This window comes from Streptococcus sp. ZY171113 (assembly GCF_057748235.1).
This window is the reverse complement of record NZ_CM173243.1, coordinates 1,628,210-1,641,122: the sequence shown is the minus strand read 5'-3', so window position 1 is coordinate 1,641,122 and position 12,913 is coordinate 1,628,210. Positions and strand designations below refer to the sequence as shown.

9 protein-coding genes are annotated in these 12,913 nt (G+C 53.0%); all 9 read left to right on the top strand.

The annotated features are described in order from the left end of the window. Positions 1 to 8 precede the first annotated feature (8 nt). The 9 genes from sodA (at position 9) to smc (ending at position 12,913) form a co-directional block, all read left to right on the top strand. Positions 9 to 617, top strand: a complete 609-nt coding sequence (gene sodA / locus AC3ARB_RS07750; protein WP_488320003.1) for a superoxide dismutase SodA — start codon at positions 9 to 11, stop codon at positions 615 to 617. A 52-nt stretch (positions 618 to 669) separates the two neighbouring features. After that, positions 670 to 1,302 carry an alpha/beta fold hydrolase gene (locus AC3ARB_RS07745; RefSeq protein WP_488320002.1) on the top strand — a complete coding sequence of 211 codons (633 nt, stop codon included), beginning with the start codon at positions 670 to 672 and terminating at the stop codon, positions 1,300 to 1,302. A gap of 95 nt (positions 1,303 to 1,397) precedes the next feature. Beyond that, positions 1,398 to 2,723 carry a hemolysin family protein gene (locus tag AC3ARB_RS07740; protein WP_488320001.1) on the top strand — a complete coding sequence of 442 codons (1,326 nt, stop codon included), beginning with the start codon at positions 1,398 to 1,400 and terminating at the stop codon, positions 2,721 to 2,723. 513 nt (positions 2,724 to 3,236) lie between these two features. Further along, positions 3,237 to 4,277, top strand: a complete 1,041-nt coding sequence (gene pheS, locus AC3ARB_RS07735) for a phenylalanine--tRNA ligase subunit alpha (RefSeq protein WP_488320000.1) — start codon at positions 3,237 to 3,239, stop codon at positions 4,275 to 4,277. 11 nt (positions 4,278 to 4,288) lie between these two features. Beyond that, positions 4,289 to 4,807, top strand: coding sequence for a GNAT family N-acetyltransferase (locus AC3ARB_RS07730; protein ID WP_488319999.1), 519 nt, complete (start codon positions 4,289 to 4,291; stop codon positions 4,805 to 4,807). Further along, positions 4,804 to 5,256: an ASCH domain-containing protein gene (locus tag AC3ARB_RS07725; protein ID WP_488319998.1), complete on the top strand. Its 453-nt coding sequence runs from the start codon at positions 4,804 to 4,806 to the stop codon at positions 5,254 to 5,256. The genes AC3ARB_RS07730 and AC3ARB_RS07725 overlap by 4 nt, the downstream gene beginning before the upstream one ends. Positions 5,257 to 5,578: 322 nt before the next feature. Beyond that, positions 5,579 to 7,987 carry a phenylalanine--tRNA ligase subunit beta gene (gene pheT, locus AC3ARB_RS07720; RefSeq protein WP_488319997.1) on the top strand — a complete coding sequence of 803 codons (2,409 nt, stop codon included), beginning with the start codon at positions 5,579 to 5,581 and terminating at the stop codon, positions 7,985 to 7,987. A gap of 692 nt (positions 7,988 to 8,679) precedes the next feature. Continuing rightward, the gene (gene rnc, locus AC3ARB_RS07715) at positions 8,680 to 9,372 is read left to right on the top strand and encodes a ribonuclease III (protein ID WP_488319996.1); all 693 of its coding nucleotides are present in this window, start codon (positions 8,680 to 8,682) and stop codon (positions 9,370 to 9,372) included. Between the two features lies 1 nt (position 9,373). After that, positions 9,374 to 12,913, top strand: coding sequence for a chromosome segregation protein SMC (gene smc, locus AC3ARB_RS07710; RefSeq protein WP_488319995.1), 3,540 nt, complete (start codon positions 9,374 to 9,376; stop codon positions 12,911 to 12,913).

Sequence of the window (12,913 nt, the reverse complement as noted above, 5' to 3'; positions counted from 1 at the left end):
TTGTTCAAATGGCAATTATTTTACCTGACCTGCCTTACGCTTACGACGCCTTGGAGCCTGTGATTGACGCAGAAACCATGACCCTCCACCACGACAAGCACCATGCGACTTATGTGGCTAACGTCAACGCTGCCCTTGAAAAACATCCTGAAATCGGTGAAGATTTGGTGGCTCTCTTGTCAGATGTGGACAGCATTCCAGCTGACATCCGTCAGGCTGTCATCAACAACGGTGGCGGTCACCTCAACCACGCCCTCTTCTGGGAACTCTTGTCTCCAGAGAAAACAGAGGTGCCTGCAGAGCTTTTGGCTGACATCGAAGCGACTTTTGGGTCATTCGATGCCTTCAAAGAGGCTTTCACAACAGCTGCAACCACTCGTTTTGGTTCAGGTTGGGCTTGGTTGGTGGTCAACAAGGAAGGCAAGCTTGAAGTGACGTCAACTGGCAACCAAGATACCCCAATCATGACTGGCTTGACCCCAATCCTTGGCTTGGACGTTTGGGAGCACGCCTACTACCTCAACTACCGCAACGTGCGTCCTAACTACATCAAAGCCTTCTTTGACATCATTAACTGGACTAAGGTTGATGAGTTGTATCAAGCTGCAAAAGCATAATCACACGAGGTGCCGGGGTAACCCGGTACTTTTTGCATAGGAGGGACACCCAATGAAACTGATTTTTTTACATGGTTTGGGTCAAAATAGCCGAGCTTGGGACCAGGTTCGAGCTGAGTTACAGGTTAGTGATTGTGTCACTTTGGACCTCTTTGAGGCTGGCCGCTTACCAGCTACTTTTGAGGAGTTGACCGATTTGGTCAAGGCAGCATTAGCCCAGTCTGAGGAACCGGTTGTGCTGGTTGGCTTGTCCTTGGGAGCCATGCTGGCTTTGAGTCTGTTGAATCATCCCCGTGTCGCAGGAGCGGTTGTGGTGGCTGGCCAGTATCGGCTCAAGAACAATCGGACCTATCAGCTCCAGTCTTTTATCTTCAAGCTCATTCCCAACTGGTTTTTCAAGAAACAGGGCATGGACAAGGCCAATCTGCTGGGGTTTTATGGTAGTTTGTCTGAATTTGACCTGACTAGGCATCTGGCCACCTGCGACAAGCCTGTTCTCTTGCTCTGCGGTGATCAGGACAAAATCAATCACAAGGCCAGTCGAGAATTGGCTAGTTTGCTCAAGAATAGCCATTTTGACCTCATCCCAGGTTCAGGGCATGAGATGACCAAGGACCAGCCCGGCCGATTGGCAATGGCGATAAGGTCGTTTTTGGCTGGGGTTGAGGCCTTGACGGATGCCTAAGTGGCTGTTTAGCTCTGCTATTTCACCAAAATGGACAAGTAAGGAGCGATTATGCTATAATGGTAAACGTAATATTTTTTTAGAGGAGACCATCCATGGAAGACCCCGGTAGTCAGACCATTGTTTTAGAACTGTTTTTGTTGTTGGTGTTGACCCTTTTTAACGCCTTTTTCTCGGCCACGGAGATGGCCCTGGTGTCGCTCAACCGTTCACGAGTGGAGCAGAAGGCCGAAGAAGGCGACAAGCGATACGTCCGCCTGGTCAAGGTGCTGGAAAATCCCAATAATTTCCTGTCCACCATTCAGGTGGGCATCACCTTGATTACCTTGCTCTCGGGTGCCCGCTTGGCGGATAATCTGGGAGCTGTGATTGCGACCTGGTTTGGCAACACGGTAACGGCAAAAACGGCAGGGAGTCTCCTGTCTCTGGCTTTTCTGACCTACATTTCCATCGTTTTGGGGGAACTTTACCCCAAACGGATTGCCATGAACCTCAAGGAGAGCCTGGCCATCTACTCGGTACCAGTGGTCTTGCTTTTGGAAAAACTGGCCTCGCCCTTTGTCTGGCTCCTGTCGGCTTCGACCAATCTGCTCAGTCGCCTGACGCCCATGGCCTTTGACGATGCGGACGAGCAGATGACGCGGGATGAGATTGAGTATTTCCTGACCAAGAGCGACAGTCAGCTGGATGCTGACGAGATTGAGATGCTTCAGGGCGTGTTCTCGCTTGATGAGATGCTGGCCCGTGAGGTCATGGTCCCTCGGATTGACGCCTTTATGGTGGACATCAACGATGACAGCTCTGCTATTGTCGCTGCCATCCTCAAGGAAAACTTCTCTCGTATCCCTGTCTATGACGGGGACAAGGACAAGGTCATCGGCCTCATTCACATCAAAAAGCTCCTGCACGCCGCCTACAAGGAGGGCTTTGATAACCTCAACATTCGCCGCCTCATGCAGGACGTCCTCTTTATGCCTGACACGGTCTTTGTGGACGATTTGATTGGGGAATTGCGGAGCAGTCAACGGCAGATGGCCATTCTTCTGGATGAGTACGGTGGGGTAGCGGGCCTAGTCACTCTTGAAGACCTCTTGGAAGAGATTGTCGGGGAGATTGATGACGAGACCGACAGAGCAGCCGAGTCTGTCTTTGAAATCGCCGAAAACACCTACATCGTTCAGGGCACCATGACCATCAATGAATTCAATGACCACTTTGACTTGGAACTGGAAAATGATGATGTTGATACCATGGCCGGTTTCTACCTGGCTGGGATTGGTAGCATTCCGACTCAAGAAGAGAAGGAAACCTACCAGGTGACCAGCAAGGACAAGCAAGTCACTCTGATTAACGACAAGGTTAAAAATGGTCGCGTGATTAAACTCAAAGTGCTCATTGAAGCCCTAGAAGAAAACGACTAAAAAACTTGCCCGCAGGCAAGTTTTTTGATAGAATTGACATAGTGCTTTAGCTTTAATTTAGGACCATGAAGGTCGCTGCGGGCTGTACTAGTCGTACGGCAAAGCGACCTAAATGAGGCATCAATTAAAGATATAGGGCTATAAGAACTGAATACTCGTCTGTCAGACTAGTAAACCAAGGGAAACTGTCCAGGGAGATTGGCCATGACTGCAAGCCAATCCAGTGAAAGCTGGTTGAATTCACTGACACAAAGACGACAAATTAAGGTCTGCTTGGCAGATGAAAACGGATGGTACCGCGTGTCAACGCTCCGCTAGTGATAGGGGAGTATTGGCACGTTTTTTGTCTCGTGCTGCCGGTTACCTTTTATGACATCGTTAGGTCTCCTTACCGTACCACCAGTACTGCTTTCGGAGCCCTGCCTAGTCCTAAAAGCAACCGACAACACGAGCAGTAGCTTTCCAACTGTTTTCACCTGCCACCCAGACCTGCTCAACACAGAAAGGAAGATCATGAGCTTACAAGAACAATTACAGGAATTACGAGAGAGCACGCTGGCTCAACTCAAGGAGATTAGAGCTGATCGGGCTAAGGACTTGCAGGATTTGAAGGTTCAGGTTCTGGGGAAAAAAGGTTCCCTGACTGACCTGCTCAAGGGCCTCAAAGACCTATCCAATGACCAGAAACCCATTGTCGGCAAGCTGGTCAACGAAGTGCGTGATGTCTTGACTACGGCATTTGATGAAGCCGCTCAGCTATTGGAACAAGAAAAAATCCAGCTGCAACTGGCTTCTGAGAGTTTGGACGTGACCCTGCCAGGTCGCCCGATTAACCAGGGCAACCGCCACATCTTGACCCAGACCAGCCAGGAGATTGAGGACATTTTCCTGGGCCTTGGCTTCCAAATCGTGGACGGTTTTGAGGTGGAGCGTGATTTTTACAACTTTGAGCGGATGAACCTGCCCAAGGACCACCCAGCCCGTGATATGCAGGACACCTTCTACATCACCGAGGAAATCTTGCTCCGTACCCACACCAGTCCTGTTCAGGCTCGGACCATGGACCAGCACGATTTCAGCAAGGGCCCTCTTAAAATGATTTCGCCAGGACGGGTTTTCCGTCGGGACACCGATGATGCCACCCACAGCCACCAGTTCCATCAGATTGAAGGCCTGGTCGTGGGCGAGAACATCGCCATGAGCGACCTCAAAGGCACGCTGGAGATGATTATCAAAAAGATGTTCGGCGAGGACCGCAAGATTCGTCTGCGTCCGTCTTATTTCCCATTCACGGAGCCATCGGTTGAGGTGGACGTCTCTTGCTTCAAGTGCGGCGGCGACGGTTGTAACGTCTGCAAGAAGACTGGCTGGATCGAAATCCTCGGTGCCGGCATGGTGCACCCTCGCGTTCTTGAAATGAGTGGCATTGACCCAGAGCACTACTCAGGTTTCGCCTTCGGCCTCGGCCAGGAGCGGATCGCCATGCTCCGCTACGGCATCAACGATATCCGCGGCTTCTACCAGGGCGACGCCCGCTTCTCGGAGCAGTTCTAGTGGTAGGGGAAATGGCAGAGCTGACTCGGGCAACCCTAGCTGACCTGACAGATTTGCAGCAGTTAGCCATGACCACCTTCAGGGAAACCTTCGGTCAGGATAACACCGAAGACGACCTGCAAGATTACTTTGCCACAGCCTATCACCTGGACACCCTAAGTCAGGAAATCCAAGACCCCAACTCACTCACCTATCTCTTGCGAGAAAAGGGGCAGGCCATCGGCTACCTCAAGGTCAACTGGGGACCTTCCCAGACCGAGCAAGAATTGGAAAATGGCTTTGAAATCCAGCGGATTTACCTGCTCCAAAGCCATCAAGGAAAGGGCTACGGTCAGTTGCTCTTTGAACAAGCTCTGAAACTGGCCAGTCAGTCCGATCAGGACTGGGTTTGGTTGGGCGTCTGGGAACACAATTTCAAGGCCCAGCGTTTCTATGCCAACTACGGCTTTGAAAAATTTGCTGAACACACTTTTCCAGTCGGCGACAAGGTCGATGTGGATTGGCTCCTAAAACGGAGGATTGACCGATGACACCCCAAGAACTATGGGAAGACTATAAAAAGATTAACCCCCAAGCAGGAGATGATTACGAGGCCTGGGCCTTCGGTGGCCTACCAGATGAGCTAGCCCAGCTAGTTTTAGAAGGAAAGAAAACGGCTACCACCTCAGGTTATGATTTCTATGCCTTGGAAAACGAATCCCGGCCAGACACAGAAGGCTATGACATCATCTTGGACAGTCAAGGTAAGGCCGTCTGTGTGACCAAGCCAACCAAGGTCTATGTGACCACTTTTGACGAGGTAACAGAAGACCACGCCTACAAAGAAGGCGAAGGTGACCGCAGTCTAGCCTATTGGCGGAAAGTCCACGAAGAAGTTTTTAGACCTTGGTATGAAGAAGCAGGCCTAACCTTCAATGGCCAAAGTCTCATGGTCTGCGAAGAATTTGAAGTGGTCTATCCCGTTCCAAATCAAGATTAAGAAAACGAGCGAAGCTAGGACACCTACAATTGTCTTCGCTATCCAGCGAGCTTAGCTTATCATTCAGACAGTTGCTAATGTCAGAGGGCAAGCTCTGCTTGCCCTAAAAGATACTCTCCGCCGTGGTGAGTTGTGCGCAACTGGAAAGACTTAGGGCTTTCCAGTTAGTTAGGGAGATTGAGTAGACTTAGCTCTTGATTTTCCTTGGCAGCCCTTAGGCTGACAAGGTAGAAAATCTTAGAGCTAAGCGCCCTCAAGCTCACAACGGCGCCACCACCTAAGGAGAGTATCAAACGAAAAAGAAAAACAGAAAGAAGATTCCATGTTAGTATCTTACAAATGGCTCAAAGAACTGGTCGACATCGACGTCCCAGTTGCTGAATTAGCCGAAAAAATGTCAACAACAGGTATCGAAGTGGAGGGTGTGACCTCTCCAGCTGAGGGCCTGTCCAATATCGTGGTTGGCCAGGTCCTCTCTTGCGAGGACGTGCCTGACACCCACCTCCACCTCTGCCAGGTGGACACAGGCGATGAGGAACCTCGCCAAATTGTCTGTGGGGCACCAAACGTCCGTGCCGGCATCAAGGTCATGGTGGCCCTGCCAGGGGCTCGAATCGCCGACAACTACAAGATTAAAAAGGGCAAAATCCGGGGCATGGAGTCCTTGGGTATGATTTGTTCCCTGGGCGAGCTGGGCATTTCCGACAGCGTGGTGCCTAAAGCTTTTGCCGATGGCATCCTGATTCTGCCTGAAGAGGCTGAGGTTGGCCAGCCGGTCTTCTCCCTCCTTGATTTGGACGACCAAATCATCGAGCTCTCCATCACGCCTAACCGTGCTGACGCCCTCTCCATGCGAGGCGTGGCTCATGAGGTGGCGGCTATCTATGGCAAGCCCACCCATTTCCCTGAAAAATCGCTGAGCGAAAGCCAAACGCAGACCAGCGACCTGATTTCCGTGGCTATCGAGAGTGACCAGGTGGCCAGCTATCAGGCTCGTGTAGTGGAGAACGTCACCGTTGCTCCAAGTCCGCAGTGGTTGCAGAACCTCCTCATGAATGCAGGCATCCGCCCAACCAACAACGTTGTGGACGTGACCAACTATATCCTGCTCTACTTTGGCCAGCCCATGCACGCCTTTGACCTGGACAAGTTTGAGGGCCGTGACATCGTGGCTCGTCAGGCCCGTGCTGGTGAACAGCTGGTGACCCTGGACGGCGTGGCGCGTGAGTTGACCACAGAAGATATCGTGATCACCGTGGCCGATAAGCCAGTCGGTTTGGCGGGTGTTATGGGCGGTCAATCAACTGAGATTGATGAAACCTCGAAAAATGTGGTTCTGGAAGCCGCTGTTTTCAACGGCAAGTCCATCCGCAAGACCTCTGGCCGCCTCAACCTCCGTTCAGAAAGCTCCTCTCGCTTTGAAAAAGGTGTCAACGTGGCGACTGTGTCTGAAGCTCTTGACTTCGCGGCGGCCCTCCTACAAGAATTGGCAGGCGGTCAGCCAACCGCAGGTAGCTTGGTAGCAGGTGACTTGGACACCGCACCAGTTGAGGTGACCAGTAGCCTAGCCCATGTCAACAGCCGTCTGGGCACTGAGTTGACCTATGCTGACTTGGAGCAAATCTTTGCCCAACTCGGTTTCGGCCTGGCTGGCTCTGCTGATAGCTTTACGGTCAGTGTGCCAAAACGCCGTTGGGACATCAGCATTCAGGCCGACTTGGTGGAAGAGATTGCCCGCATTTATGGCTACGACAAGCTCCCATCAACCCTGCCAAGCACGGCTGGTACAGCTGGTGAATTGACCACCACCCAAACCCTCCGCCGTCAGGTGCAGACCCTGGCAGAAGGAGCAGGTCTGACGGAGGTCATCTCCTACGCCCTGACAACTACTGAAAAAGCGACTCAGTTCACTCCAAATCCAACCCAGCTGACCGAACTCATGTGGCCAATGACCCAAGACCGGGCGGTTCTCCGCCAGAACATGGTGGCTGGCATGCTGGACATCATCAGCTATAACAGCAACCGTAAGAACAAGAACCTGGCCCTCTACGAAATCGGCCGTGTCTTTGCCCAAACTGGCAACCCGCAAACAGACCTGCCGACGGAAATCGACAGTCTAGCCATCGCCGTAACAGGCTTGGTGGCGGAAAAAGACTTCCAGACCCCAGCGGTGCCAGTTGACTTCTTCTACCTCAAAGGCATTGTGGAAGCTATTTTTGCCAAGTTGGGCTTGAACGTGGTTTACACCGCCAAGCAGGATTTGGCTAGCATGCACCCAGGTCGGACTGCCAGCATCAGCTTGGCTGACGGCACCGTGCTTGGCTTTATCGGCCAGGTTCACCCGCAGACGGCCAAGGATTATGACATCGCAGAGACCTATGTGGCGGAGCTCAACCTGACGGCCATCGAGGCGGCCCTGCCTGAGCGCGCGGTCTTTGAAGACATCAGCAAGTTCCCTGCCGTTAGCCGTGACATGGCTCTGCTATTGCCAAAAGCAACCACCCATCAGGCCGTTTTGGAAACAATGGCTAGCGCAGGCATCAAACGCCTGGTGGCCATCAAGCTCTTTGACGTCTATGAGGGCGACAAGTTGCCGGCAGGAACCAAATCCATGGCCTACAGTTTGACCTTCCAGGCAGCCGACGCCAGTCTGACCGACGAGGAAGTGGCCAACTACATGGCCAAAATCACCAAGGCCCTGACCGAGCAGGTTGGAGCAGAGGTGCGGTAAGACCCAAGAAACCTTGACAATTTGTCGAGGTTTTTTAGTGTTGAAAGGCCCTTTAGGATTAGATCTGTTGGGGAAGAGCAGTGACAAGCGGTTGACCAGAAATTTTCCCGACCTTATGATAGAGGTTAGTCCTAAAGTAGGGGAGAGCCAATCTTGACGATTAAAGGTGGTAAAGTTGGATGTAAGCTCAATTTTTTGTTGATTTTAAGTTGTGTGAAATGATGCAGCACCTTCATTGATTTTTTGTCTGATGTCAGTTTGTTTTGCGACCAGCAACTTGCTCTCTTATCTCTAAGTTTGTGCCTTCAGAAAACCTTAGCGTTCTAAAATAAACGAACGTACGATAAATTATGACCTGTAAGGCTTAGGTAATTTTGCTTGTCACTCTTACTGCTCGGTATAGATGTAGGACAAACGCATGAAGAAAACGACGATTTCAGAAAACAATTTTTCAGAGAAGTGTTGCACTTTTTAGATGAAAATTTTGGTATAATTTTCATGAGATGAATAGAATAGTACCGATTATCGAGGTGTTTTCAAGAAAATTTCCGAAAAATGCATGTAACTCAAAAAGATAGTTGCATGCATTTTCTTCATGCGTACGGCTCGGTATAGATGTCCTTACAAGAGCCTTCGGGCTGTTTTTATGATATAATAGTGAGGATTATTTTTCATCGTTAAGAAAGGAGGTCATGATGACCTTAGTCGAACATTTGCGGAATAGGTTTGGAATCGATTTTTCAGATTCGAGCTTACTGGAGACGGCTTTTACTCATACTAGTTTTGCCAATGAGCACCGCCTCCTAAAGGTTTCACACAATGAGCGTTTGGAATTTTTAGGAGACGCTGTTTTGCAGCTGGTTATTTCCCGTTACCTTTACCTGAAATACCCCAAGAAACCGGAAGGGGACCTGTCCAAGCTTCGGTCGGCCATTGTGCGGGAGGAGAGTTTGGCTGATTTTTCTCGGCGTTGTGGCTTTGATGCCTATGTCAAGCTGGGTAAGGGGGAAGAAAAGACGGGTGGGCGTCAACGGCCAGTCATTCTAGCTGACCTGTTTGAAGCCTTCTTAGGAGCTCTGCTATTGGACACGGATATGGCAACCGTCGAGGCCTTCCTCAATCAGGTGGTTATCGCTCAGGTCGAAGAGGGCAACTACGCCCGAGTGTCGGACCACAAAACAGCTTTGCAGGAGCTCTTGCAGGCAGATGGGGACGTGGCCATCAGCTACGAGGTCATCGGAGAATCTGGGCCAGCCCATGCCAAACTTTTCGAGGTTCAGGTCTTGGTCAACGGCCAGGTTCTTAGCAAGGGCCAGGGCAAATCCAAGAAGTTAGCGGAGCAGGAGGCGGCCAAGGCGGCCTTGGACCAGCTCCAACGAGGTTAGTATGTTTCTAAAAGCGATTGAAATGCAGGGCTTTAAGTCCTTTGCGGACAAGACCAAGGTGACCTTTGACAAGGGGGTAACGGCGGTCGTTGGTCCCAATGGTTCAGGCAAGAGCAACATCACCGAGAGCCTGCGTTGGGCTCTGGGAGAGTCGTCGGCCAAGAGCCTGCGGGGGGGCAAGATGCCCGATGTGATTTTTGCGGGAACCCAGGACCGCAAGGCCCAGAACTATGCGGCGGTTAAGGTGGTCTTGGACAATAGCGACGGCTTTTTGGCTGGGGCCAAGGAGACGGTGGCGGTGGAACGCCACATCTACCGCAACGGGGATAGCGATTATTTGATTGATGGGAAAAAGGTCCGGCTCAAGGATATCCATGACCTCTTTATGGACACGGGTCTGGGTCGGGATTCCTTCTCCATCATCTCTCAAGGGCGGGTCGAGGCGATTTTTAATGCCAAGCCAGAGGAACGTCGGGCCATCTTTGAAGAGGCGGCTGGTGTTCTCAAATACAAGACTAGAAAGAAAGAAACCCAGACCAAACTCAACCAGACCCAGGACAACCTGGACCGTCTGGAAGACATCATCTACGAGCTGGACAACCAGGTCAAGCCCCTGGAGAAGCAGGCTGAGACGGCCACGGCCTTCTTGGAGCTGGATGGGGAACGATCCAAGTTGCAACTGGATGTGCTGGTGACGGACATCGGTCTGGAAAAGGCCAAGCAGGAGGACTTGGAAGGTCAGCTGGCTCAGGTCTCTGACCAGTTGAGCTCCTACCATGCCAAGCGGTCAGACTTGGAAGACCAAAACCAGGCCCTCAAAGCCAAGCGACAGAGCCTGTCTGAAGCTTTGGAAGCCAGCCAGACCAGGCTCCTTGATTTGACCCGCTTGACGGCTGACCTCAAGGGCCAGCTGGAGCGGCAACAGTTGGAAATGGACCAGTCTGAAAAAACCAAGGATCAGGCCCGGGACCAATTAGCCCAGTTGGAAGCCCGCTTGTCAGAACTGGAAGCTGAGGAAGCTCAGAGCCTGGCCACCAGCCAGCAGCTGGCGGTTGATTTGGCGGACTTGGCCCAGCAGATTGCGGCCAGTCAGGCAGACTTAGCTCGCTTTTCACAGAGCCCAGACCAGCTGATTGAGGCCTTGCGGGAGGACTTTGTCGGCCTCATGCAAAGAGAGGCTGATTTGACCAACCGCCTGACTGCCCTGACGGCTGAATTGGACCAGCAGGCTCAACAGGCCAGTCAGGAAGACCAGGAACGCCAGCAGCTGACGGCTGATTTGGCCCAGGTCAAGGCCCAGGCCCAGCAGGCCTTGGCCGACTATCAGGCTGCCCAGAACCAGGTGGCCAGCCTCTTGACAGACTACCAAGAGACTGACCAGACCTTGCAGGCGACTAAAGCCAAGTACAGTCAGGAACAGACCAAGCTCTTTGACCTCTTGGATGGCATCAAGACCAGGGAGGCCAAGCAGACCAGTCTGGAAGCGATTCAGAAGAACCATAGCAATTTCTACGCCGGGGTTCGAGCTGTTTTGCAGGCTGGCAACCGCCTGCCAGGTATCTTGGGGGCGGTCAGTCAGGCCGTGACCTTTGACAGCCGCTACCAGACGGCTATGGACATTGCCCTTGGGGGCGCCAGCCAGCACGTGATTGTTGCGGATGAGGCGGCCGCTAAGGCCGGTATCGCCTTTCTCAAGCAGAGCCGTCAGGGTCGGGCCACCTTTTTGCCCCTAACGACCATCAAACCTCGGGTCTTGGCCGACCACCATCGGATCAAGCTGGAGCAGAGTCCGGGCTATCTGGGGCTGGCCAGCGATTTGGTGGCTTTTGACGCCAAAGTGGCCACCATCATCCACAACCTCTTGGGCGTGACGGCCATCTTTGAGACCACCGACCAGGCCACGGCAGCGGCCCGCCAGCTCAACTACCAGGTTCGCCTGGTGACCCTGGACGGCACCGAGCTGCGACCGGGTGGGTCCTTTTCGGGTGGTGCCAACCGCCAGCAGTCCACGACCTTTATCCAGCCGGAGCTTGATCGCTTGTCTGGGGAAATAGCAGAGCAGAAAAGCCTGATGCTGGCCCAGGAAAGCCTGGTCGGCCAGGTGCGAGCCAGTATCGAGCAGCAGGAGGCTGACCTCTTGGTCATCAAGGAGGCCGGCGAAGCCGCCCGTCTGGAGGAGCAAAAGCAGCGCCTGGCCTATGAGCAGTTGTCCGAGCGTCTGGCAGACCTCAACAAGGTCCATCAGGCCTTAATGGCCCGTCAAGCGGCCACAGGTCAGACCGACCTGACGGAGGACAAGGCGGCCATCGAGGCCCAATTAACCAGCATTGCTGAGAAAAAAGCCCGCCTGACGGCTGACATCGACCAGCTCAAGACCGACAAGGCTAGCATCAACCAGCAACGGGAAGACCACCAACAGGCCCTGAACCAGCTCCAAATCCGTCAACAAGAAGCGACCTCAGCCAAGGCCTTTGAGGCCAGTACCCAGAGCCGCTTGGCGGGCGATTTGGCCCGCCTGCGGGCGGAGCGTGACAACTTGCAGGCCTTTGTGGCTGAGGACAGTCAGAACCTGGCCCCTGAAGACCTGGCCCGTTTGAGCCAGCAGCACGAGGAGGCCAGCCGCCAGCAGGAGGAGGAGCAGACCAAGCAAATTCGCCTGCGGTTTGAATTGGAAGACTGTCAGGCGGCCTTGGAGGACATTGATGAGGCCCTGACAAAGGCCAGCCAGAGCAACGAGGGCCTGATTCGCCAGCAGGCGACCCTGGATGTCCAGCTGACCCAGGTGACCGAGGGCCTGCAAGGCCTGGCCCGCCGCCTGAGCGAAGATTATTCCTTGTCTTATAGTGAGGCGGTGGCGGCTGCCCAGCCTTTAGAGAATCTGCCTCTGGCCCGCCAGACCCTCAAGGATCTGAACAGAAAAATCAAGGCCCTAGGGCCAATCAACTTAGAAGCCATTGACCAGTTCAAGGAGGTGGCTGACCGTCTGACCTTCCTGTCTGGCCAGAGAGACGACCTCTTGGAGGCTAAAAATATGCTCCAGGCCACCATTGACGACATGGATGGCGAGGTCAAGGCCCGCTTCAAATCAACCTTTGAAGCCATCAGAGAGAGCTTCAAGACCACCTTTACCCAGATGTTTGGGGGCGGTTCAGCTGACTTGGTCTTGACCGAGAACGACATTTTGACCGCTGGGGTGGAGATTTCTGTCCAACCTCCTGGCAAGAAGATCCAGTCTCTCAACCTCATGTCAGGTGGGGAGAAGGCCCTCTCGGCCCTCGCTCTGCTATTTGCCATCATCCGCGTCAAAACCATACCGTTTGTGATTCTGGACGAGGTGGAGGCGGCCCTGGATGAGGCCAATGTTAAACGGTTCGGCGACTACCTCAACCGCTTTGACAAGTCCAGCCAGTTTATCGTGGTGACCCACCGCCGTGGGACCATGGCAGCGGCAGACAGCATCTACGGGGTGACCATGCAGGAGTCGGGCGTGTCCAAAATCGTGTCCGTCAAGCTCAAGGATGCCCAAGAATTAGTGAAGTAG